Source organism: Ureibacillus endophyticus, from assembly GCF_003628435.1.
GTDB classification, from domain to species: domain Bacteria; phylum Bacillota; class Bacilli; order Bacillales_A; family Planococcaceae; genus Ureibacillus; species Ureibacillus endophyticus.
This window is the reverse complement of sequence record NZ_RBZN01000013.1, coordinates 50,028-72,617: the sequence shown is the minus strand read 5'-3', so window position 1 is coordinate 72,617 and position 22,590 is coordinate 50,028. Positions and strand designations below refer to the sequence as shown.

At 35.5% G+C, this 22,590-nt stretch carries 24 protein-coding genes; 8 read left to right on the top strand and 16 right to left on the bottom strand.

Annotation, left to right across the window (positions count from 1 at the left end):
* Nucleotides 1-145: 145 nt before the first annotated feature.
* Nucleotides 146-646, top strand: a complete 501-nt coding sequence (locus tag D8M03_RS07445) for a peptidyl-prolyl cis-trans isomerase (protein ID WP_121214151.1) — start codon at nt 146-148, stop codon at nt 644-646.
* Between the two features lie 15 nt (nt 647-661).
* Nucleotides 662-865 carry a YlaI family protein gene (locus tag D8M03_RS07440; protein WP_121214150.1) on the top strand — a complete coding sequence of 68 codons (204 nt, stop codon included), beginning with the start codon at nt 662-664 and terminating at the stop codon, nt 863-865.
* Between the two features lie 60 nt (nt 866-925).
* Here D8M03_RS07440 and D8M03_RS07435 read toward each other — a convergent pair whose 3' ends face one another.
* From D8M03_RS07435 to typA, 5 genes are all read right to left on the bottom strand, one after another.
* On the bottom strand, nt 926-1,720 hold the full coding sequence (locus tag D8M03_RS07435) for an ABC transporter permease (RefSeq protein WP_121214149.1): 795 nt from the start codon (nt 1,718-1,720) through the stop codon (nt 926-928).
* Nucleotides 1,713-2,477, bottom strand: a complete 765-nt coding sequence (locus D8M03_RS07430; protein ID WP_121214148.1) for an ABC transporter ATP-binding protein — start codon at nt 2,475-2,477, stop codon at nt 1,713-1,715. The genes D8M03_RS07435 and D8M03_RS07430 overlap by 8 nt, the downstream gene beginning before the upstream one ends.
* On the bottom strand, nt 2,478-3,476 hold the full coding sequence (locus D8M03_RS07425; protein WP_121214147.1) for an ABC transporter substrate-binding protein: 999 nt from the start codon (nt 3,474-3,476) through the stop codon (nt 2,478-2,480).
* Between the two features lie 672 nt (nt 3,477-4,148).
* Nucleotides 4,149-4,532: a YlaH-like family protein gene (locus D8M03_RS07415; protein ID WP_121214145.1), complete on the bottom strand. Its 384-nt coding sequence runs from the start codon at nt 4,530-4,532 to the stop codon at nt 4,149-4,151.
* Between the two features lie 44 nt (nt 4,533-4,576).
* Entirely contained in the window at nt 4,577-6,421 is a 1,845-nt protein-coding gene (gene typA / locus D8M03_RS07410; protein ID WP_121214144.1) for a translational GTPase TypA, read from the bottom strand.
* A 145-nt stretch (nt 6,422-6,566) separates the two neighbouring features.
* Between typA and D8M03_RS07405 the strand changes: the two genes are divergently transcribed.
* Nucleotides 6,567-6,752, top strand: a complete 186-nt coding sequence (locus tag D8M03_RS07405) for a DUF5325 family protein (RefSeq protein ID WP_121214143.1) — start codon at nt 6,567-6,569, stop codon at nt 6,750-6,752.
* 115 nt (nt 6,753-6,867) lie between these two features.
* On the opposite strand, the gene D8M03_RS07400 is transcribed toward D8M03_RS07405, so the two are convergent.
* Together D8M03_RS07400 and D8M03_RS07395 are read right to left on the bottom strand one after the other, a co-directional pair.
* A complete protein-coding gene (locus tag D8M03_RS07400) occupies nt 6,868-7,659 on the bottom strand; it encodes an inositol monophosphatase family protein (RefSeq protein ID WP_121214142.1) in 792 nt (263 codons plus the stop codon).
* Nucleotides 7,660-7,801: 142 nt separating this feature from the next.
* On the bottom strand, nt 7,802-7,999 hold the full coding sequence (locus D8M03_RS07395; protein ID WP_118874790.1) for a hypothetical protein: 198 nt from the start codon (nt 7,997-7,999) through the stop codon (nt 7,802-7,804).
* Nucleotides 8,000-8,116: 117 nt separating this feature from the next.
* On the opposite strand from D8M03_RS07395, the gene D8M03_RS07390 reads away from it, so the two are divergent.
* Nucleotides 8,117-8,743 (top strand): YktB family protein, encoded by a 627-nt coding sequence (locus D8M03_RS07390; protein WP_121214141.1) that lies wholly within the window; start codon nt 8,117-8,119, stop codon nt 8,741-8,743.
* A 262-nt stretch (nt 8,744-9,005) separates the two neighbouring features.
* Here D8M03_RS07390 and D8M03_RS07385 read toward each other — a convergent pair whose 3' ends face one another.
* Nucleotides 9,006-9,278, bottom strand: a complete 273-nt coding sequence (locus D8M03_RS07385) for a UPF0223 family protein (RefSeq protein ID WP_121214140.1) — start codon at nt 9,276-9,278, stop codon at nt 9,006-9,008.
* Nucleotides 9,279-9,300: 22 nt separating this feature from the next.
* Complete coding sequence (locus D8M03_RS07380; RefSeq protein WP_121214139.1) at nt 9,301-10,260, bottom strand: NAD(P)H-dependent flavin oxidoreductase; 960 nt, start codon at nt 10,258-10,260, stop codon at nt 9,301-9,303.
* 142 nt (nt 10,261-10,402) lie between these two features.
* Here D8M03_RS07380 and D8M03_RS07375 point away from each other — a divergent pair, with 142 nt between their 5' ends.
* On the top strand, nt 10,403-11,872 hold the full coding sequence (locus D8M03_RS07375; RefSeq protein WP_121214138.1) for an aminotransferase class I/II-fold pyridoxal phosphate-dependent enzyme: 1,470 nt from the start codon (nt 10,403-10,405) through the stop codon (nt 11,870-11,872).
* Between the two features lie 479 nt (nt 11,873-12,351).
* Here D8M03_RS07375 and D8M03_RS07370 read toward each other — a convergent pair whose 3' ends face one another.
* From D8M03_RS07370 to pdhA, 6 genes are all read right to left on the bottom strand, one after another.
* Nucleotides 12,352-13,029 carry an LrgB family protein gene (locus D8M03_RS07370; RefSeq protein ID WP_121214137.1) on the bottom strand — a complete coding sequence of 226 codons (678 nt, stop codon included), beginning with the start codon at nt 13,027-13,029 and terminating at the stop codon, nt 12,352-12,354.
* On the bottom strand, nt 13,004-13,432 hold the full coding sequence (locus tag D8M03_RS07365; RefSeq protein ID WP_245987499.1) for a CidA/LrgA family protein: 429 nt from the start codon (nt 13,430-13,432) through the stop codon (nt 13,004-13,006). The genes D8M03_RS07370 and D8M03_RS07365 overlap by 26 nt, the downstream gene beginning before the upstream one ends.
* A gap of 183 nt (nt 13,433-13,615) precedes the next feature.
* Nucleotides 13,616-15,028, bottom strand: a complete 1,413-nt coding sequence (gene lpdA, locus D8M03_RS07360) for a dihydrolipoyl dehydrogenase (protein WP_121214136.1) — start codon at nt 15,026-15,028, stop codon at nt 13,616-13,618.
* Between the two features lie 5 nt (nt 15,029-15,033).
* Entirely contained in the window at nt 15,034-16,407 is a 1,374-nt protein-coding gene (locus D8M03_RS07355) for a dihydrolipoamide acetyltransferase family protein (RefSeq protein ID WP_121214135.1), read from the bottom strand.
* Between the two features lie 25 nt (nt 16,408-16,432).
* Nucleotides 16,433-17,410 (bottom strand): alpha-ketoacid dehydrogenase subunit beta, encoded by a 978-nt coding sequence (locus D8M03_RS07350; RefSeq protein WP_121214134.1) that lies wholly within the window; start codon nt 17,408-17,410, stop codon nt 16,433-16,435.
* A gap of 3 nt (nt 17,411-17,413) precedes the next feature.
* Nucleotides 17,414-18,526: a pyruvate dehydrogenase (acetyl-transferring) E1 component subunit alpha gene (pdhA, locus tag D8M03_RS07345; RefSeq protein ID WP_121214133.1), complete on the bottom strand. Its 1,113-nt coding sequence runs from the start codon at nt 18,524-18,526 to the stop codon at nt 17,414-17,416.
* 389 nt (nt 18,527-18,915) lie between these two features.
* On the opposite strand from pdhA, the gene def reads away from it, so the two are divergent.
* Complete coding sequence (gene def, locus D8M03_RS07340) at nt 18,916-19,473, top strand: peptide deformylase (protein WP_121214132.1); 558 nt, start codon at nt 18,916-18,918, stop codon at nt 19,471-19,473.
* A 112-nt stretch (nt 19,474-19,585) separates the two neighbouring features.
* Here def and D8M03_RS07335 read toward each other — a convergent pair whose 3' ends face one another.
* The gene (locus D8M03_RS07335; protein ID WP_121214131.1) at nt 19,586-20,356 is read right to left on the bottom strand and encodes a Cof-type HAD-IIB family hydrolase; all 771 of its coding nucleotides are present in this window, start codon (nt 20,354-20,356) and stop codon (nt 19,586-19,588) included.
* Nucleotides 20,357-20,666: 310 nt separating this feature from the next.
* On the opposite strand from D8M03_RS07335, the gene D8M03_RS07330 reads away from it, so the two are divergent.
* Nucleotides 20,667-20,876, top strand: coding sequence for a DNA-dependent RNA polymerase subunit epsilon (locus D8M03_RS07330; protein ID WP_121214130.1), 210 nt, complete (start codon nt 20,667-20,669; stop codon nt 20,874-20,876).
* Between the two features lie 6 nt (nt 20,877-20,882).
* Nucleotides 20,883-22,550, top strand: coding sequence for a ribonuclease J1 (rnjA, locus tag D8M03_RS07325; protein ID WP_121214129.1), 1,668 nt, complete (start codon nt 20,883-20,885; stop codon nt 22,548-22,550).
* Nucleotides 22,551-22,590 lie beyond the last annotated feature (40 nt).

Below are 22,590 nucleotides of genomic sequence, written 5' to 3'. Positions count from 1 at the left end.
AGTTGTGTGGTGTGGTAACCTCAACTAACATCAAAATTCAGGGGGTGGCAAGTTTTTTTGCATAAAAGACTGTAAAACCAACGATTATTAGCGATTTATATATATAAGTTTTGACAATACGATATAGATTAGGGGGAGCAATAAAATGGAAAATATTATACCTATTAAAGGATTAGTTAAATATTCTATTACAATCGATCCTACTGTATGGATTTTTGATGACCGCCGATTAGATTTAAACACATATTTTACCAGCCAAAAAGAAGAGGTTGATGAAGATTTAGATTACTTAAAAAAGGCTGGAGCTCACTGGTCACGTGAAATTATGGAAGGGGCTACATTCCCTCCAACGTTAAAAACAGAGCGTAAATTCGATCGCCAAGGAATGAAAACAGGTACATTCGGCATGGAGATTAAACACTTTTTAAAAAATGCTGAAATTAAGGCAGATGCAGAGCGTGTTGTCTTAGAACTAAAAGATGGTAAGGAACATGCTTTCTCAATTGAAGAAGCAAATACCCTTATTTTTAAATATAGTCAAGATGGTAAACCTATTACTGATGGAGGGCCAGTCCACGTACTTTTCGCTGACGGCTCTAATGTTGAAAATCCAATTAAAAATGTAGCTGCTATTCGAGTTGAATAGATTGGAGGAGTTTGGATGCGAGTAAAATGTGTCATATGTGATACAGTAAATGATTTAGATGACAACTCTCCATTAGCAAAAAAACTTCGAAATCGTCCAATTCATACATATATGTGTGAACCATGTCGAGAAAGAATCACAATAAAAACCGAACAGCGTTTAGCTACTGGAAATTTTCGATTGTTTCGAACATCTTCACCGATTGATGAAGATTTTTAAAGTCGCATAAACATAAAAATCCTTGAACTTTTTAAATAAAAGTTCAAGGATTTTCTTATCTTATTCGTTTTTTATTAATTTTTTCTCCAGTAACTCAACTAATTGATACATAATGGTTGCAAATACCGCTATGATCAGTAGTGACATTAATACTAAATTGAAGTTAAATACTTGGAAACCATAAATGATTAAATAACCAAGCCCTTTTGATGAAACAAGAAACTCTCCTACGATTACCCCAACCCAGGATAACCCTACATTAACCTTTAATGTTGAAATGATTGTTGGGAAAGATGCAGGTAAAATGGCTTCTTTAAACATTTGTAGGCGCGTAGCATTAAACGTTTGTAACACTTTCAAGTAGTTGGCATCTACGTTTTTAAAAGATGTATATATTACGATTGTTGAAATAATTACAGATATGATGGCACCCATTGTAATGATTGACCCCAAACCGGGACCAATGGCAACAATTAATATCGGACCTAATGCTACTTTAGGCATTGCATTTAATATTACCAAATATGGATCGAGTACCTTTGATAAAAACGGCGACCACCAAAGGATTGCAGCCAAAATTGTTCCAAGCAAAGTACCGATAATAAAACCTAGCACTGTTTCAAATAATGTATAGCTTATGTGTGTAAATAAAGTACCATCAGAAATATTTTTAATAAATAAAGAATACACTTTTGAAGGTGAACTGAAAATTAAAGGGTCAATCCATCGATTACTTGAAGCAATTTCCCATATTGAGAAAAATGCAATTAAAATTATTAATTGATAAAATCGAACCCATCTTTTTTCTCTGACAAGTGACTGAATAAATTGTTGATGTAATTTATTATTATTCAAGGCTTTCTAGCTCCTTCCAAATAAGCTGGAAAAGCGATGAATAAATCGAATGTCCACGAGCTTCAAAAGGAGTTAAAACTCTTAGTTCATCTGGTACTTCAAACGTTCTATATAATCTTCCGGGTCTTGGAGAAAACAAGAAAATACGATCGCTCATAGCTATCGCCTCCCCAATATCATGGGTTACTAAAATAGCTGTTTTGTTATATTCTTTCAACATTTCAGATACTAAATCTTCTAATTTTAATTTTGATTGATAATCAAGTGCAGAGAACGGTTCATCAAGTAATAAAATCTTTGGATCAACGGCAAGAGTCCTTGCCAATGCAACCCGTTGTCTCATACCGCCCGACAATTCTCTAGGATATTTTTTTTCAACTGGTGGTAATCCAACGTCTTTTAATAACTTTGAAGCAATTGATGGATTTTCTTTCTCTTTCTTAACAAGCTTTAATCCCAAAGTTATATTTTCCTCTATAGTTTTCCATGGAAAAAGGTAATCCTGTTGAAGCATGTAACCAATTGATAGCTCTTCATTTCCGAAAACATCCTGCCCCTCAATTTTAACCGTACCTAATGTTGGCTCAAACAAACCAGCAATGATTGAAAGTAGCGTTGTTTTTCCACATCCACTTGGTCCAATAAATGAAACAAATTCACCTTTTCTAATTGATAAATTAATATCTTGTAAAGCTTCTGTTGCTGCTTCTTTTGAGAAATACGTATGGTGTACGTTGCTAACAGTTAGAAAGTCCATTTATTTTGAAACCTTCTCTGCAAAAGATGTATTTACTAATTCATCGTAATCCATACGTTTTGGTAGTTCTCCTGCTTCATCCATAATATCTTGTAAGTTGTTCCACTCTTCTTCATCTAAAATTGGGTCTTTTGCATAAGATTCCTGAGAACGATATCTTTCAACAACCGTTGCAATTAATTCAATATCCGTATCTTCAAAGAAAGGTGCAATGGCTTCTGCTACTTCTTCAGCAGATTTTTCATAGACAAAATCTTGTGCTTTGTGGATAGCTCGTGTGAACTTCTCAATCACTTCATCATTCTCTTTTATATAACTATCTTTCGCCATAAATACTGTATAAGGTACATGGCCGGATTCTTCTCCAAATGATGCAATAATATGTCCTATACCTTCTTTTTCAAAAATACTAGCTGTTGGTTCGAATAACTGCACATAATCTCCTGTTCCTGAAGCAAAGGCAGTCGAAATATTAGCAAAATCAATATTTTGTATTAGTTCTAAGTCTTCTTGTGGATTAATTCCATGTTTTTTTAGAACAAATTCACCAGCCATTTGCGGCATTCCGCCTTTTCGTTGACCAAGGAATGTGGAACCTTTTAACATATCCCAAGTGAAATTATCAATTTTTTCGCGGGAAACTAAGAACGTTCCATCTGTTTGTGTTAACTGAGCAAAGTTCTTTATCGGGTCATTTGCACCTTGGGCAGAAACATAAATAGATGTTTCAGAACCAACAAGGGCAATATCTATGCCATCTGAAAGAAGCGCCGTCATCGTTTTATCCCCACCAGCAATCGTAGACAATTCAACATTTAAGCCTTCTTCCTCAAAGAAGCCTTGTGTAATTGCTACATATTGAGGGGCATAGAAAATTGAACGAGTTACCTCACCAACTTTTACATCTTGAAGCTCCTCTTTATCACTACATGCAGCAAGTAAAATCACACTAAAACAAGCCAATACCAATAAAAAACTAGACTTCACCCACTTCTTCATTCCTATCCTCCTTAATTCGTACTTTTTTCATCTAGAGTAGAGTATGCGCATGTAAAAAAATGTGTGAATACCTAGAAAAGCGGAGCGCGTTCGTTCAGCCGTGAAAAAACTGGAGACTTCTGACAAGTGTGCTCGCACACGCAGGAGGAAGTCGAAGTTTCCGAACGGCTAACGCGCTGAGCTAGACATCTAGAAAAGCGGAGGCGGCTCGACCAGCTCCGACAACAACTGGAGGAATCGTCAAAAGGGCGCTTTTTGCCCTTGAAGGCGATTCTGAAGTTGTCGAGGAGCTAGCGTTCGCAGCTAGACATCTAGAAAAGCGAAGGCGGCTCGCTCAGGCTCGACACGCGCTGGAAACTTCGACAAGAAGGCGCTCTTTGCCTTCGTAGGAGAAGTTGAAGCGTCGTGAGAGCCTAGCCGCCGGAACTGGACAACCTAGAAAAGCGGAGAACGCTCGACCAGCTCCGACAACAACTGGAGGAATCGTCAAAAGGGCGCTTTTTGCCCTTGAAGGCGATTCTGAAGTTGTCGAGGAGCTAGCGTTCGTCGCTGGACATCAGAAAAGCGGAGGCGTCTGGTTCAGAGTCTAAGTAACAAATAGGATACATATTAGTTTAGAAGTTTTAATTACACAAAAAAACCGACCTCAAATAAATGAGATCGGTTTAATCATTAGCTAGCGCTTTTTTCTTCTCGTTTTTCTCTCCATAATCTTGTTTTATAAATAATTAAGATTAATGCAGCAACGATTAGCCCTTCTATCATTGGAAGGAATAAAGCTAAAAATGTTAAAACAATACATCCTACAAATAGGAAAATATAAATAATAATATTTTTTACTAGTGTTAAATCATTTTTGGCAAAACCTAGTTTATAAACAATTGCAGATAAAACAAACACTAAAAAAAACACAACATAGCCCGCAGCCTCGTAGCTTGGTAAATTTTCGTATAAATAACGAGTGATACCTGCCATTCGCCCGAATACAAGTTCATTTTCCTTCGTGTTTGTAGGTACAGATGCTAGAATAAAGTTTAATGTGCTATACAAGTTCATCTTCCACAACACCTTTCATCATTTCCCCACAAAAACTCTTGCAATTACTGTTCAGCGTATTTCTTTTTCTTAGCCATTTTTTCACGTTCATTTTTATCTAAAATTTGTTTACGTAAACGAATTGATTCTGGAGTTACTTCTAAATACTCATCGTCATCTAAGAACTCAAGAGCTTCTTCCAGCGTTAAAATTCGTGGACGTTTAATAACCGTTGTTTGGTCTTTTGTTGCTGAACGTACGTTAGTTTTTTGCTTCGTTTTTGTAATATTTACCGTAATATCGTTATCACGGTTATTTTCACCAACGATCATACCTTCATAAATTTCAGTACCTGGCTCAACAAATAGTGTACCACGGTCTTCAATTTGCATCATACCATAAGTAGAAGCTTTACCAGTTTCCATCGATACTAAGGCACCTTGGTGACGTCCACCAACTCGACCTGCTACTACAGGTTGGTAAGAATCGAAAGTATGGTTAATAATACCGAAACCTTTTGTTAATGACATGAATTCTGTTGTATACCCAATTAAACCACGTGCAGGAACCATAAAGATTAAACGAACTTGTCCATTACCTTCGTTGATCATGTCTAACATTTCACCTTTACGGTTACCTAAAGATTCAATAACAGATCCAACTGATTCTTCTGGTACATCGATTTGTACACGCTCAATTGGTTCGCATTTTACACCATCGATTTCACGAATAATAACTTGTGGTTTTGATACTTGTAATTCGTAACCTTCACGACGCATGTTTTCGATTAAAATTGATAAATGAAGTTCTCCACGACCAGATACAATCCAAGCATCTGGAGAATCAGTATCATCTACACGTAATGAAACGTCTGTTTGTAATTGTGCGCGAAGACGTTCTTCAATTTTTCTAGAAGTAATCCATTTCCCTTCACGACCAGCAAAAGGTGAATTATTTACTAAGAATGTCATTTGTAATGTAGGTTCATCAATACGTAAAGGAGTTAATGCTTCTTGATGGTCAACTGGACAAACTGTTTCACCAACATTGATTTCTTCCATACCAGATACTGCAACTAAATCACCTGAGTATGCTTCTTGAATTTCTTCACGTTTTAAACCGAAGAAACCAAATAATTTCGTAACACGGAAGTTTTTCACAGATCCATCAAGTTTCATTAATGCTACTTGTTGCCCTACATGAATTTTACCGCGGAATACACGTCCAATACCGATACGACCAACGAAGTCATTGTAATCAAGTAATGCCACTTGGAATTGTAATGGCTCTTCACGTGTATCTTGTGGTGCTGGAATTGCTTCAATAATTTTTTCGAATAGACATTGCATATTTTCTTCTTGTTTAGATGGATCTGGATCAAGTGATGCCGTACCATTTACACCAGAAGCATAAACAACTGGGAATTCTAATTGGTCTTCGTCTGCACCTAATTCAATTAATAAATCAAGAACTTCGTCAACTACTTCTTCAGGACGAGCTGAGTCTTTATCCACTTTGTTTACAACAACAATTGGTGTTAACTTTTGCTCTAGTGCTTTTTTCAATACGAAACGAGTTTGAGGCATACAACCTTCATATGCGTCAACGACTAATAAAACACCATCAACCATTTTTAAAATACGTTCAACTTCTCCACCGAAGTCAGCATGTCCAGGTGTATCTAAGATGTTGATACGTGTACCGTTGTAATTTACAGCTGTATTTTTCGCAAGGATTGTAATCCCGCGTTCACGTTCTATATCATTTGAATCCATTGCACGTTCTTCTACATGTTCATTTGAACGAAAAGTACCTGATTGTTTTAACAATTGGTCAACTAATGTCGTTTTCCCATGGTCAACGTGGGCGATAATTGCGATATTTCGTAAATCTTCGCGTAACTTTGTCATTATTCCACTCCATATTCTTTTTTCATAAGATTAACTGTGTTATTATAGCACAAGAAGAGACTAATGTCTTTTTCATATATTTACAATTCAACAATAATCGTAAAAGTTTATGATTTTTCGACATATATAAAGGAGGCACCATCTCATGAATAAAGCAAAAATGGTTATGTTCATCTTTGCATTAGCTGCAATGTTATCAATGGTTTCAATCGGGTATGCAATTGCCATTAAATCAATTGTTGCTATACTAATAGGAATTGTTGCGTTATGTGTTGTTATGATGACAGGCTTTAAAATGAAGCGTAAATTCAGGGATCAGGGTTTATTGTAGAATCCCCAAATTTTTTTGGAAGAATGAACTTGTATGCTTATCATTCCACAAGTTACTCTTATAATTCATAAAATTATCCGCAGTCGCTTTCAAAAAGCAACTGCGGATTTATTTATTATTTTTCTTCTATATAATCTTCAACAATTTTATGGTGAATGTATGGATTTGCGATAATAAACGTATCTGAATTTAATAAATCACAATCTTGTCCATTTAAATTTGTTGCAATAGCGCCTACTTCTTTAGCTATTACAATTCCCCCACCGATATCCCAAGGTGCTAATCGCATAGATATGTATGCATCTAATTTTCCACTAACTACAAAAGCAATCTCCATTGCTGCAGAACCATACGAACGTGTTCCTCTAACGGTACGAACTAATTCAATAATTTTCTCGTGATTTATATGTTTATTTGGTGTCACCCAACTAGCATTTATACCTATGACAGCTTCATCAATTGTTAAAGGTTGTAATTTTCTTAATGGAGACCCGTTATACCATGCGCCTTCACCAGCTATTGCACAAAATAAATCTTCCCTCATCACATCAAAAATGTAACCTAACTTTCCTACGCCATCAACATAAAAACCAATTGTTATAAAAAAATGTCGATGCTGCTTAACAAAATTCATCGTCCCATCGATTGGGTCGATAATCCATACTGGACCTTCAAGGGAATGAACTTTCTCACCCATTCCTTCTTCACCTAAAACTTTATGCGTTGCATCGAATGCTTTAATACTTTCAATAAAGAATAGTTCTGTTTCTCGATCAACATTTGTTACTAAATCATTTGCTCCAGATTTAGTTTCAATTTTTAAATCATAGGAAAACGATTGACGAATTCTTCTACCTGCCTCAAAAATCATTTCCTTTGCAAATTTATCTACATGTTTTAAATCCATTACTCCCCCACCTTATCTAACAAACGTTGATCCACTTTATTCAAATTTCAGTTGTTTAAAGTTAACCTTTTATTAGATTATAACAAAAATCACTTGCTAACCGATATCGGAGCAAGTGATTTTTTAAATAATTGTGAAAATTTTATACATATGCGTGGAGACCGTCTAATTCATCCTGAATTTCTTTCAGACGTTTTTTACTCTTTTCCATTTCTTTTTCATCTTTTTCTTGCATTGCAGCATATAACGAAGCGAGTTCATAGTCCAGTTCTAAACGTAAAACCTGTTCATATTGCTTTTCAATATCAACTTTACGTATAATTTTAATCATCTGTTTCATAATGATTCACTTCCCTTTCATTTTTAAAAATTTTTGTCTCATGAATGGTTTGTTACAAAATTTTTCCCAAAAAACCGTTAAAATAAACATAAAAACTAAAGACAGGAGCGAAATTGAATGACTACAATAAACTGGACTAATAAAGACTTTGGAGTTTTTGAAATAGACGGCTTAGAACAACGTATGGAAGCATTATCGACAATTGTTCGACCAAAATTTCAAATACTAGGAGAAAAATTTTCAAATTTCTTTAGTGTGAATACTGGTGATGAATTCTTTCCGCATATTGCTAAACATGCTAGAAGAACTGTAAATCCACCTAAAGATTCTTGGGTTGCATTTGCTCCATATAAGCGTGGATATAAATCGCTTCCTCATTTTCAAATTGGGCTATGGAATACACATTTATTCATAATTTTTGCAATTATTTACGAAGTACCCCAAAAATCTCAAATGGCAGAACGATTATTAGAGAATATAACTATTTTTGATGAACTACCCGATGATTTTATACTTTCGGGCGATCATATGTCACAAGACGCAATTTCTTTAAAAACTGGGCGTGATGGGCAACTTGAACAGTTGCTAAATCGATTACGAAACGTTAAAAAAGCAGAATTTCTAGTTGGGCGTCACATCCCTCGTGAAGAAGCTATTAAGCTTTCATCTGATGCTTTTTTACTACTTGCAGAAGAAACGTTTGAAACGCTATTACCTATTTATAAAACAGTGACTGGTAAATAACCGTTAAAATTATAAAATTAGTTGTATTTCTTTGCATATTTTTTATTTGCAATTTGGTAATGCTTCAAATATTTACTACCAAGTTGTGTGTTGTATAATTAATATGCACAAAATACAACCAAACATTACATATTTCTACTGTTAATTTATTGTTTTTTCAATTTTTATTTAATAATAATTCTTGACAAATAAATATTCCTATTAAAGTAAATAAAAAATCGTTTTGCACTGGCATTTTCATTGCAAAACGATTTTTTTATTATTATCTCATTTGAACGATTTGACTATTTTCCAATTCTTTTGTTTTTTTAATTACTTGATAGCTGACATAACCACTTACTTCTTCAAATTCACGGAATAGCGTTTTTTCCTCACTTTTAGAAGGAACAATTTCTTTAAAACGTCTATACCTTGCCAGCATATCTTCTCGTTTTATGCCCTTTTCATAAGCATTTTCTATGCCTTCAAAAAATTTAATAACATCCACAATTTCTTGTGTAGACCAATCTGGTAATATCGGATATGAATATTCCATTATTTAACTTACGCTCCTTTATTTACTGACCCCATTTTATCCTTATTTCTTTCGCTTCTGCAACCATTCGATTAATCAACTCTTCAACAGAAGGTATATCATTAATCATTCCCGTTACTTGCCCAGCCCATCCATAGCCTGAAGTTTCATCGCCATCATAAATATATTTTTTATTAGCTGTACCACTTATATAATCTTTTAATGCATCATAATTTGGTGATATTTCTTCAATTTCTAATATTTTTTCTGCAAATTCATTACGTAATACTCGTCCTGGAGTGCCTAATGAGCGTTTAATAACAGTTGTATCCAATTCTGTGCTATTAATCAAAGCATTTTTATATGCTTCTGAAGCATGAACACATTCTTTTGTTGCAATAAAGCGTGTACCCATTTCGATTCCATCTGCTCCTAGTGCATGTGCAGCCATCCATCCACGCCCATCTCCAATTCCTCCCGAAGCAATAACAGGAATCGAGACACTGTCTACTACTTGCGGTACAAGAACCATCGTGCCGACATCATCTTTTCCAATATGTCCCCCACCTTCTTGACCGACAACCATAACCGCATCTGCACCTAGACTTTCTGCTTTTTGTGCTTGTCTCTTTGCCGCTACTAAAACAAGCTTTTTGATGTTCGTTCCCTTCAGCCTATCAATAACAGGTGCTGGGTTACCCCCTGTTATTGAAACAACCGGTACATTTTCTTCAATTACTACGTCTAACATTTCTTCATACCCTTTACCATATAAACCAATCGCAAAGTTTACACCAAAGGGTTTGTCTGTCTTATCCCTCACCTTTTTTATTTCTGTTCTTAAAAGCTCTGGTGTTTTCAAAGTCATAGCAGTAATCTGCCCTAATCCTCCAGCGTTAGAAACTGCAGAAGCTAAATCTGAGTAAGCTAAATATGCTAACCCACCCTGTATGATTGGGTATTTAATATTTAAAAGTTCTGTTACTTTTGTATTCCATTCCATAATTTCATCCCCTTTTTTGAATCTATTAATTTCTTTCGCTAATTTAAGAAAATTTCCTTTAATTTAATGTAGTAATAAACTTCAATAGGTGCTATAATTCATTTTGTTTTCAAATTTCCAAATAAGTGAGGTGGTACCTGCGTTGTCACAGTTAGAGACTCCTTTGTTCGACGTATTACTCAAACATCGAAATCGACATCCAATTCAATTTCATATTCCTGGACATAAAAAAGGACAAGGAATGGATCCTGCATTTCGTGAGTTCGTCGGCGACAACGTTTTATCAATTGATTTAATAAATATTGCTCCACTAGACGACTTACACTCTCCAAAAGGCGCGATTAAGCATGCTCAAGATTTAGCAGCTGAAGCCTTTGGTGCTGATCATACATTCTTTTCCGTTCAAGGTACTAGTGGCGCTATAATGGCGATGATTTTAACCGTCGTTGGTCCAGGTGATAAAATTTTGGTACCACGGAATGTTCATAAATCAACAATGTCTGCAATAGTTCTTGCTGGTGCTATTCCTATTTTCATTCATCCTGAAGTTGATGAAGAATATGGAATTGCTCATGGGATTTCTGTAGAATCTGTAGAAAAAGCTTTAAAAACTTACCCAGATGCAAAGGCAATGCTTGTCATTAATCCAACTTATTTTGGTTTTGCTACAGATTTAAAACAAATTGTAGATATTGTCCATTCACACAACATACCTGTTATTGTTGATGAGGCACATGGGGTTCATATTAAGTTCCATGATGAAATGCCAATTTCAGCAATGGAAGCAGGAGCAGATATGGCTGCAACGAGCGTACATAAACTAGGTGGTTCTCTAACAGGAAGTTCTGTTTTGAATGTACGTGAAGGCTTAGTTTCTGTAAACCGTGCCCAATCTATTTTATCTATGTTAACGACAACCTCAACATCCTATCCATTATTAGCGTCTCTAGATACTGCAAGACGTCAATTAGCTGTACATGGATATGATTTAATAGATAATGCCATTCGCCTTGCAAAAGACGCAAGAAAGCGAATTAACAAGATTCCACATTTAAAAGTGGCAGGAAGAGAAAAACTTCATTCCTCAGCAACTTATGATATGGATCCAACAAAGCTTCTAATCAGTGTAAAAGACCTTGGTATTACTGGTCACCAAGCAGAAGAATGGTTACGGCACAATGCAAATATCGAAGTAGAATTATCAGACCTTTATAACATCCTTTGTTTAATCACATTAGGTGATACGAAAAAAGAAATTAATCTACTGGTAAATGCACTACAACGAATGTCTCTTGCCTTCGAATCAGAAGCTGCAGTGAAAGAAACAAATGTAAATGTACCTGAAATTCCTGCACTAGCAATGTCTCCAAGAGATGCTTTTTACGCTAGTACAGAAGTCATACCATTTGATGAAGCAGCTGGGTATATTTGCGCAGAATTCATTATGGTTTATCCTCCAGGAATTCCAATTTTCATTCCCGGGGAAATTATAGATCAAGGGAATATCGACTATATCAAAATGAATATCGAAGCAGGTCTACCAGTACAAGGCCCTGAAGACCAGTCTTTAAAGACAATTCGTGTCATAAAAGAACGAAAACCAATATACTAATGACTAAACAAAACCAATCAAATTCATATATCAAAATATAAAGCATTCTAGTAAATAAGAACTAGAATGCTTTTTAATTAGAAAAGCGGAGCGCGTTCGTTCAGCTCTGAAAGCAACTGGAGGAATCGACAAGGGGGCGCTTTTTGCCCTCGAAGGCGATTCTGAAGTTGCCGAAGAGCTAACACGCGGAGCTAGACATCCAGAAAAGCGGAGAACGCTCGTCCAGCTCCGACAACAACTGGAAGGGCTGACAAGAGGGCGCTTTTTGCCCTCGCAGGAAGCTCTGAAGTTGTCGAGGAGCTAGCGTTCGCAGCTAGACATCAGAAAAGCGGAGCGCGTTCGTTCAGCCGTGACAGAAAACGGAAATAATGCACTTTCTGACCTTGTATGAAGATTTGGAAATTGCCTAAAAGCTAAACACATAAGAACAACAAATAACACACGTCACAGCTCAACTCCCACTAAACCGATCCATTCCCCTAAAAGAATATCCAAACGAATACAGGACAAATGACAGCACCTACAACTGCACTTAACCCCATTGAAAGTGATCCGATTGATAAATCCTCTTCTCCATAGTCTTTTAACTTTGAAATTCCGACTCCATGACTCGCACTCCCCATGGAAATGCCTCTACTAATCGGAGAAGTTATTTTCCCAAGCTTATACATAAATGGCCCCAATAACGCTCCTACAAACCCTGCAATCATAACTAGCACCGCTGTTAGAGGAGGGATTCCATTAATTGTTTCACTAACTTGCATAGCAACCGGAGTTGTTAATGATTTTGGTAATGCCGTTAAAATATATGAATCTTCAAGTTTAAATAATAGTGAAATTAAAAAAACACTAATTAACCCGCTAATCATTGCTATCAAGATACCTGATAAAATCGTATATTTATATTTACCAATTAAATGCCTTTGATTATATAAAGGATACGCTAAACTAACAACTGCAGGTCCTAGAAGATGTTGTATATACTGTCCACCCTCCATATATTCTGCATATGGTATATCTAGAATAAGTAATAATGGGATTAGTATAATCGTAGATGTTAATATCGGTAATAAATATGGATAACTATACTTTTTATGTAATAAACTCATAAGATAGAAGATAACCACTGTACTAATGATGAAGATGGTTGCTTTCAAGAGTATCTTCCCCCCTCACATTTTCCTCTTTCATCGCCATTTCTTTCTTCCCTATTTTTTGACTAAGAATACCCGTTATTAATATTGTAAACAACGTACTAATAATTACAGCTCCTATTAAAATCGAACCTTTAACAGAAAGTAACTCAGGATAATCGATTATTCCTAGCATTGGTGGAATAAAAAATAATGTCATAAATCCAATTAAAAAACCTGCTCCATCTTGAATATACTCCACCTTTATCCATTTTAACTGTAAGCAAACTACTAAAATTAATAATCCAACTATACTCGGTGGCAATGGCAAGTGTGTGACTTCAATAACAAAAACGCCCATATAATAAAAAACGTATAAAATAAGTATTTGAACAATCGTCCGAATAATTTGCATATATTGTGGCACTAGGTTCTCCTAATTTGCCAGTCACCTCCCCTTTACGATATTGTACGCCTAGTCAAAAATACTGTCTATTAAAACATGTTTTTGTTTAAAGTGTAGTAGATTCAAGTAGTCAAATTAATATTTCCAAATAAAAAACACGCAAACTTTGCGCTAATGCGTAAAATTTGCGTGCTATTAATTAAATTATTTAGAAATGATATGGATTGGGTTGCCAAGTAATACTTCAGCAGTTTCCATAGTGATTTCACCTAATGTTGGGTGAGGGTGGATAGTAAGAGCGATATCTTCTGCTGTCATTCCGCCTTCAATTGCTAAACATAATTCTGAAATCATGTCAGAAGCGCCAGCACCGATAATTTGTGCACCTACTAGTAATCCATCTTCTTTACGTGCAACTAGTTTTACAAAACCTTCTGTTTGGTTTAATGCTAATGCACGTCCATTTGCTGCGAATGGGAATTTTGCAACAGATACTTCTAACCCTTCAGCTTTTGCTTGTTCTTCGCTGTAACCTACTGTAGCCATTTCTGGATCAGTGAAGCATACAGCTGGGATAGCTAAGTAATCAACTACTGATTTTTCACCAGCGATTGCTTCTGCAGCAACTTTACCTTCATATGAAGCTTTATGCGCAAGTTGAGGACCAGCAACAATATCACCAATTGCATAGATGTTTGGAATATTTGTACGGCATTGTTTATCAACTTTGATTAAACCACGTTCAGCGAATTCGATACCGATTTGTTCTAAACCAAGTTCATCTGTATTTGGTTTACGACCTACTGTTACTAATACATAATCAGCTTCTACTTTTTTCTCTTCGCCTTTTACTTCATAAGTAACAACTACACCAGTTTCTGTTTCTTCAACGCCTTTAGCTGAAGCACCAACTTCAATTGTAACACCTTTTTTCTTAAGGCCTTTTTTCACGATTTGAGTCATTTGTTTTTCGAAGCCAGCTAAAATATCTTTTCCGCCTTCAATGATAGTTACTTCACTACCGAAGTTAGCAAATGCAGAACCTAACTCAGTTCCAATATAACCTCCACCGATAACAACTAACTTACCTGGTAATTCAGTTAAGTTTAATGCACCTGTAGAGTTTAATACACGTTTAGAGAATTTAAATGTTGGAATTTCAACAGGACGTGAACCAGTTGCTAAAATCGCATTTTTAAATGTATATGTTTGAGCAGAGTCACCGTTAATAACGCGTACAGTGTTAGCATCAACGAAATATGCTTCACCTTTTACGATTTCAACTTTATTCCCTTTAAGAAGTCCTTCTACTCCACCAGTTAATTTTTTCACTACACCGTTTTTAAATTCTTGTACTTTATCAAAATTAAGTTTTACGTCAGAAGCGATAACACCCATATCTTCTGAGTGTTTAGCTTGTTCAAAACGGTGTCCAACTGAAATTAAAGCTTTAGATGGGATACATCCAACGTTTAAACAAACGCCACCTACTACATCTTTTTCAACGATTGTAACTTTTTGTCCAGTTTGAGCTGCACGAATAGCTGCTACATACCCACCAGGGCCTGCACCCACAACTAAAGTATCAATTTCAATTGCAAAATCTCCAACTACCATTATTATTACGCCTCCATTAATAAAAGTTCCGGCTCACTTAGCAAACGTTTTAAATAATTTAAAGCATTTTGCGCTGTTGCACCGTCGATCATTCGATGATCAAAGCTCAATGATAATGCTAACACAGGTGCCGCTACAATTTCACCATTTTTTATTATTGGTTTTTCAGAAATTCGTCCAATACCTAAAATAGCTACTTCTGGATGGTTAATAACTGGCGTGAACCACTGACCACCTGCAGAACCAATATTTGTAATCGACATTGTGCCACCCTTCATTTCTGCTGGTGATAATTTTCCTTCACGAGCTTTTGTTGCTAGCTCATTAATTTCAGCTGAAATATTGAAAACAGATTTTCGATCTGCATGTTTTACTACCGGAACAAGTAATCCTTTTTCAGTATCTGCAGCTATACCAATATTATAGTAGTGTTTTTGAATAATTTCATTTGTCTCATCATCGAAAGAACGAGCAAATTCTGGATATTCACGTAAAGTTGATACTAATGCTTTCACTACATAAGGTAAATAAGTTAATTTAATACCCTTTTCAGCAGCAATATCTTTGAATTTTTTACGATGTGCTACTAATTCCGTTACATCTACTTCGTCCATTAATGTTACGTGAGGCGCAGTTTGTTTAGAGTGAACCATCGCTTTAGCAATTGCTTTACGAATTCCAGAAATTTTCTCACGAGTTTCTGGGAATTCACCTTCTAAGTTAACTGGAATTGTTGTAGCGTTTGTTTCTTCAACAGTTCCAACAGCTTGTTCAACTTCTACTTGTTCTGAAGCTTGAACAGGAGCTGCTCCACCCTTCATGAAGTTTTCAATATCTTCTTTTAAGATACGACCATTTTTACCAGTACCATTTACGAAGCTAATATCTACATCATTATCTCTAGCAAACTTACGAACAGATGGCATCGCGATAATACGTTTATTTGATGAATTTTCTGGAGCACCAACTGAAGAATTTGCTACTGGGGCAGCAACATTTGGTACCTCACCAGAATCACCTTGCACAGGTGCTTTTTCGACAGGTCCGCCATCTTCATTTGTAGCTTGAACTTGTGCTGCAGTTACAGAAGTGTTATTTTCTTCAGCATGCATATCACCTTTCAATTGCATGTTTTCATAACCTGGCGCATCTAAGCGAATTAATACGTCTCCAACAACTGCAACCGTTCCTTCAGCTACTAATACTTCTTCTACCGTACCTTCAACAGGAGATGGAATTTCAACTACTGCTTTGTCATTTTGGATTTCGCACAATACATCATCTTCTTGTACTTTATCCCCTGCTTTTACAAACCACTTAACAATTTCACCTTCATGGATACCTTCCCCAATATCAGGCATACGGAATTCAAACGCCATTTATTTCACCCTTCCCTATAACTAATTAGAATGTAAGAACTTTTTTTGCTGTCTCTATAATATCTTTATAGTTTGGTAACCAAATATTTTCCGCTTGTGGGAATGGATAAATTGTATCTGGTGCAGCCACACGTAAAACTGGTGCTTCCAAACTTAAAATTGCTCTTTCATTAATTTCAGCTACAACATTTGCAGCAATACCAGCTTGCTTTTGTGCTTCTTGAACAACAATCGCACGGTTTGTTTTTTCTACAGAAGCGACAATAGTATCGATATCAAGTGGTGAAATCGTACGTAAATCCACAACCTCTACTGAGTATCCTTCTTTTGCAAGTTCTTCAGCCGCTCTTAAACTTTCATGAACCATTAATCCATAAGCAAAGATAGATAAATCTGTACCTTCACGTTTTACATCCGCTTTACCAAGTGGAATTGTATAAGATTCCTCTGGTACTTCTTCACGGAATGAACGGTATAATTTTAAATGCTCTAAGAATACAACTGGATCATTGTCACGAATTGATGAAATTAATAAACCTTTTGCATCATATGGAGTCGATGGAATAACAACTTTTAAACCTGGTTGTTGAGCCATTAATCCTTCTAAACTGTCAGAGTGCATTTCTGGTGTATGTACACCACCACCAAATGGTGAGCGAATTGTAACCGGCATGTTAAACGTGTTACCCGTACGATAACGATAACGTGCTAATTGACCACTAATTGAATCCATTACTTCATATACGAAGCCGAAAAATTGAATTTCAGGTACTGGACGGAAACCAGTTAAACATAAACCTACTGCTAAACCGCCGATTCCAGATTCCGCTAATGGTGTATCGAATACTCGATCTACACCAAATTCTTTTTGAAGTCCTTCCGTTGCACGGAATACCCCGCCGTTTACACCAACGTCTTCACCGAATACTAAAACGTTATCATCATTTTTTAATTCGCAGCGAAGCGCATCAGTAATTGCTTGAATCATCGTCATTTGTGCCATAGGTTATTTCGACTCCTTTGCTTTGTAGATTTCGTATTGTTCTTTTAGGTTATGAGGCAGCTCCTCAAACATATTTGAAATAAGGTCTGTTACCTTTTGTTTTGGAGTTTCATCTGCTTTTTTGATAGCTTCTTTAATTTCTTCTTTTGCACGCTCGATTACTTCTGTCTCTTTTTGTTCATTCCATAAACCTTTCCCTTCTAAGAAAATACGGAAACGAACAATCGGGTCTTTTGCTGCCCATTCATTATCAATATCTGAAGTACGGTAACGTGTTGGGTCATCACCAGACATTGTATGTGGACCATATCGGTAACACATTGTTTCAATTAATGATGGACCTTCTCCTCTTACAGCACGATCACGAGCATCTTTAGTCGCAACATAAACTGCTAATGCATCCATTCCATCTACTAATGTACTTGGAATTCCTGCTGCAATCCCTTTTTGTGCAATTGTTTTTGCTGCTGTTTGAACTTCACGTGGTGTTGAAATCGCATATTGGTTATTTTGAACAATAAAGATTGCTGGTGTTTTTTGTGCTCCTGCAAAGTTAATTCCTTCATAGAAGTCACCTTGTGATGAACCACCGTCACCTGTATAAGTAATTGCAACTGTTTTTGAACCGCGTTTTTTAAGTCCTAATGCAACCCCTGCTGTTTGAACATATTGTGCACCGATAATAATTTGTGGTGGTACAACATTTACACCTTCAGGAATTTGATTTCCAACGAAATGTCCACGGCTGAATAAAAACGCTTTCCATAATGGTAAACCATGCCAAACAATTTGTGGCACATCACGATAACCTGGTAAAATCCAATCATCTTTTTCCAATGCAAAGTGTGATGCTAATTGTGATGCCTCTTGCCCAGCTGTTGGAGCATAGAATCCTAGACGACCTTGACGGTTTAATGAAATTGAACGTTGATCAAGAATACGTGTATAAACCATACGTGTCATTAATTCTACTAATTCATCATCAGATAAATCAGGTAATGCGTCTGGATTAACTACTTCACCTTTTTCATTTAAAATTTGGAACATCTCAAACTTATTTTCAATCTCATTTAAAGTTTCAGCTGGATTAAATACTTTTGTTATCTTTTCTCCCATATAGCACCTCTCCTTAAGTTCTGTATCAAAATTTTTTATAAAATTATTAGTACAACAATTCGTTAAATTGAGTATATAAAAATAAATTCAATCGGTCAATCATTGATTTCTGTTTATTTTTCACTTTTCTTCTAATCGTAAATTCATACTGTATTACAAACTGTTATACTATTCTCCGAAATCTGTATTATAACAATTATTTCAATGCCTGGAATCCTTTTGTTTTCTCTACATAATAATTACATCTAGTTTCCCTTTCTCTTAATTCACATATACTAATACACCTAAACTTTTCCTAAGTAAAAAACTTTTGATACTTTTAAGCTTAGGAAGTAAGATGTTTTTATGTATACTTAACTTACATAGCTTTTTTGAAAGGAAGTTCATTTATGATTTTAATGGAAGATATAATACGTGAAGGTCATCCAACCTTAAGAACTCGTGCAGAGGAAGTAAAATTCCCATTAACAGATGAAGACCGTAAACTTGCAAATGATATGCTCGAATACTTAATAAATAGTCAAAACCCTGAAACTGCTGAAAAATATGGATTACGACCTGGTATTGGTTTAGCTGCAAATCAAGTAAATTCTTTAAAAAGAATGTTTGCCCTTCATTTAGAAGATGATAATGGCGAATTATTAAGTTTTGTCGCAGTTAATCCTAAAATCGTTAGTCATTCAGTTGAAAAAACATATTTACCATCTGGGGAAGGTTGCTTATCTGTTGACCGTCAAGTTCCTGGTTATGTCCCACGATACGCGAGAATTACTGCAAAATTCTTTACTATTGATGGTGAAGAAAAAAAATTACGATTAAAAGGATTACCAGCCATTGCATTTCAACATGAATTGGATCATTTAAATGGTGTAATGTTTTATGATCATATAAATCAAGACAATCCTTTCGCTGAAGTACCAGATTCATTCCCACTAAACGGTGAATAAAATTATAGAAGGAGGTGCCCCAAAATATAGAGGCACCTCCTTAATTATGAACAAATTGATAAAAATATAGTCCAAAAAACTATATCAAGTCTGCATAAACTATTATTAGAAGCTAGATAATGTTTAAATCTTTCATTATTTTGGCCAAACCATCATCATCCACATGACCTGCAATGACGTCTGCTGATTTTTTAGCTAATTCATGGCCATTCCCCATTGCAACACCCGTTCCTACTGCTTGTAACATTTCAATATCATTCAACCCATCACCAAAAGCAAAGGAATTTTCAATTGGGATGTTCATTCTCTCTAAAAGCTTCATAATACCTCGTGCTTTTGAACCTTCTTTCGGTAAGATATCACAAGAAAATTGATGCCATCGTACAAACTTTACTTCAGGAAAAGTATTTTGATAAAGTTGTTCATCCTTCTCTTCCATAAAGATTAATGTTTGATAAACAGAATTTTCTTCATAGAACAATGGATTGATTGTTGGGTAAGGGTATTTTAATGTGTCTAAGCTACTTTGTATAAAATCATGTCCATCAATTGAAGCAATCATTTCTCGCTCATCAATAAATACTACTGGATGATTTCGTTCATTACCAAATTCAATTATTTTAGCTAAGTAATTTTTATCGACACTATCTGTAAATACTACTTCACCATTATATACAACATACTGACCATTAAACGTAACATATGTATTAATCTCTAATTCTTCAAGTAATGATTCAATCATAAATGGAGCTCTACCAGTAGCTATTGCAATTTCATAACCATTCTCTTTAGCTTTTTGTATAGCCTTCTTCGCAGAATCAGGTATTTTTTTCTCACTGTTATATAACGTTCCGTCTACATCAAAGAATAAAATATTTTTCATTTAATAAATTCCTTTCAGCGCATATTTACATGTAAATGGAAAATACTTTACATATAGAGAAAGTATGCGTATAATTTAACTAAGGAGTGATGTGCCATGTTAAAACGCCTCAAAAAAAGAATTTTGAAACGGTTAAATGGCATCCTCGGAAAAAAATCAATTGCTTAAGCCCTTCAATTTGAAGGGCTTTTCTTTATTTTAAAGGACTTGCATGATAATATAAAGGAAATGCATCATATGGAATAGTTTCACATTAAGTGGAAAATGATAATGAATGCACTAGAATGTACGTAATTAAAGGAGAGAAAACATGATTTACAAAGTTTACTATCAAGAAAATGCTAATGAAGTACCAGTTCGCGAAAATACGAAAAGTCTTTATTTAGAAGCATCTTCTGAAAGAGAAGTCCGCCAATATTTAAAAGACAGAAAAATTAGTATTGAATATATTCAACTACTTGAGGGCAACTATTTAGAGTATGAAAAAAATAGCCCGAACTTCCATTTGGAGAATGCTTAATCTTTTATGAAGTTTGTTAAAAATGATCAAGCAGCTGTTTTCGCACTTGGCGGACTAGGCGAAATCGGTAAAAACACTTATGCTGTGCAATTCCAGGATGAAATCATCGTGATTGATGCTGGAATTAAATTCCCGGAAGACGATTTATTAGGAATCGATTATGTTATTCCGGATTACACTTATTTAGTACGTAACGCTGATAAGATTAAAGGACTATTTATTACCCATGGACATGAGGATCATATCGGTGGAATTCCTTATTTATTACGTCAAGTAAATATTCCTGTATATGGGGGTAAGCTTGCACTAGGATTATTAAGAAATAAACTAGAAGAACATGGCTTACTACGAACTACTAAATTGATTGAAATTCAAGAAAGCGATGTTATTAAATTTAGAAAAACATCTGTAAGCTTCTTCCGTACTACACATAGTATTCCCGATGCTTTCGGTATCGTTGTAAAAACACCTCCTGGTAACATTGTACATACAGGAGACTTTAAGTTTGATTTTACTCCTGTAGGGGAGCCTGCCAATTTAACGAAAATGGCAGAAATAGGACGTGACGGAGTACTTTGCTTACTTTCAGATAGTACAAATTCTGAAGTACCAAACTTTACAATGTCTGAACGTAAAGTTGGGGAAAGTATCCATGATATTTTACGTAAAGTTGAAGGACGAATAATTTTTGCAACTTTTGCATCAAACATTCACCGTCTTCAACAAGTAACCGATGCTGCCGCACAATATGGTAGAAAAATTGCTGTTTTTGGTCGTTCTATGGACAATGCAATTTCAATTGGTCGTGAGCTAGGATACATTACAGCACCAAAAGAAACCTTTGTAGATGCTCAAACGATTAATCGTTTACCAGCTAATGAAGTAATGATTTTATGTACAGGTTCTCAAGGTGAACCAATGGCTGCATTATCTCGTATTGCCAATGGGACGCATCGACAAATTCAAATTCAGCCTGGTGATACAGTAGTATTCTCATCTTCACCAATACCTGGAAATACAATGAGTGTTAATAAAATTATTAACCTTTTATTCCGCGCTGGTGCTGAAGTTATTCATGGTTCTTTAAATAATATCCATACTTCTGGACATGGTTCTCAAGAAGAACAAAAACTAATGTTACGTTTAATTAAACCGAAGTTCTTCATGCCAATTCATGGTGAATACCGCATGTTAAAAATGCATACAAATCTCGCAGTAGATTGTGACGTATTACCAGAGAATACATTTGTCATGGAAAATGGAGATGTTCTAGCATTAAGTCCTAACGAAGCTCATATCGCAGGCCGTATACCATCAGGAGATGTCTATATTGATGGTAGTGGAATCGGGGATATCGGCAACATTGTTTTACGTGATCGACGAATTCTTTCAGAAGAAGGTTTAGTTATTGTCGTAGTTAGTGTAGACATGAAAAAACAAAAAATTGTTGCCGGACCAGATATCATTTCTCGCGGTTTCGTGTATATGCGTGAATCAGGTACATTAATTAGTGAAGCACAAAAAATGTTAAATACTCATTTAAATGAAATGATTCAAGAGAAATCAACTCAATGGACAGAGTTGAAAAATGAAATTACTGATGTTTTAGGTCCATATCTTTTCGAGAAAACAAAACGTCGCCCAATGATCCTTCCAATTATTATGGAAGTCTAATAAAAAATATAAAAAGCCGCAATTGTAGAATTTAATTGTT

What these genes read in the sequence shown, in the direction of transcription:
- D8M03_RS07445 (WP_121214151.1), top strand. Translation starts at nt 146, where the DNA reads ATGGAAAATATTATACCTATTAAAGGATTAGTTAAATATTCTATTACA.
- D8M03_RS07440 (WP_121214150.1), top strand. Translation starts at nt 662, where the DNA reads ATGCGAGTAAAATGTGTCATATGTGATACAGTAAATGATTTAGATGAC.
- D8M03_RS07430 (WP_121214148.1), bottom strand. Translation starts at nt 2,477, where the DNA reads ATGGACTTTCTAACTGTTAGCAACGTACACCATACGTATTTCTCAAAA.
- D8M03_RS07425 (WP_121214147.1), bottom strand. Translation starts at nt 3,476, where the DNA reads ATGAAGAAGTGGGTGAAGTCTAGTTTTTTATTGGTATTGGCTTGTTTT.
- D8M03_RS07415 (WP_121214145.1), bottom strand. Translation starts at nt 4,532, where the DNA reads ATGAACTTGTATAGCACATTAAACTTTATTCTAGCATCTGTACCTACA.
- typA (WP_121214144.1), bottom strand. Translation starts at nt 6,421, where the DNA reads ATGACAAAGTTACGCGAAGATTTACGAAATATCGCAATTATCGCCCAC.
- D8M03_RS07405 (WP_121214143.1), top strand. Translation starts at nt 6,567, where the DNA reads ATGAATAAAGCAAAAATGGTTATGTTCATCTTTGCATTAGCTGCAATG.
- D8M03_RS07400 (WP_121214142.1), bottom strand. Translation starts at nt 7,659, where the DNA reads ATGGATTTAAAACATGTAGATAAATTTGCAAAGGAAATGATTTTTGAG.
- D8M03_RS07395 (WP_118874790.1), bottom strand. Translation starts at nt 7,999, where the DNA reads ATGAAACAGATGATTAAAATTATACGTAAAGTTGATATTGAAAAGCAA.
- D8M03_RS07390 (WP_121214141.1), top strand. Translation starts at nt 8,117, where the DNA reads ATGACTACAATAAACTGGACTAATAAAGACTTTGGAGTTTTTGAAATA.
- D8M03_RS07385 (WP_121214140.1), bottom strand. Translation starts at nt 9,278, where the DNA reads ATGGAATATTCATATCCGATATTACCAGATTGGTCTACACAAGAAATT.
- D8M03_RS07380 (WP_121214139.1), bottom strand. Translation starts at nt 10,260, where the DNA reads ATGGAATGGAATACAAAAGTAACAGAACTTTTAAATATTAAATACCCA.
- lpdA (WP_121214136.1), bottom strand. Translation starts at nt 15,028, where the DNA reads ATGGTAGTTGGAGATTTTGCAATTGAAATTGATACTTTAGTTGTGGGT.
- D8M03_RS07355 (WP_121214135.1), bottom strand. Translation starts at nt 16,407, where the DNA reads ATGGCGTTTGAATTCCGTATGCCTGATATTGGGGAAGGTATCCATGAA.
- D8M03_RS07350 (WP_121214134.1), bottom strand. Translation starts at nt 17,410, where the DNA reads ATGGCACAAATGACGATGATTCAAGCAATTACTGATGCGCTTCGCTGC.
- pdhA (WP_121214133.1), bottom strand. Translation starts at nt 18,526, where the DNA reads ATGGGAGAAAAGATAACAAAAGTATTTAATCCAGCTGAAACTTTAAAT.
- def (WP_121214132.1), top strand. Translation starts at nt 18,916, where the DNA reads ATGATTTTAATGGAAGATATAATACGTGAAGGTCATCCAACCTTAAGA.
- D8M03_RS07335 (WP_121214131.1), bottom strand. Translation starts at nt 20,356, where the DNA reads ATGAAAAATATTTTATTCTTTGATGTAGACGGAACGTTATATAACAGT.
- D8M03_RS07330 (WP_121214130.1), top strand. Translation starts at nt 20,667, where the DNA reads ATGATTTACAAAGTTTACTATCAAGAAAATGCTAATGAAGTACCAGTT.
- rnjA (WP_121214129.1), top strand. Translation starts at nt 20,883, where the DNA reads ATGAAGTTTGTTAAAAATGATCAAGCAGCTGTTTTCGCACTTGGCGGA.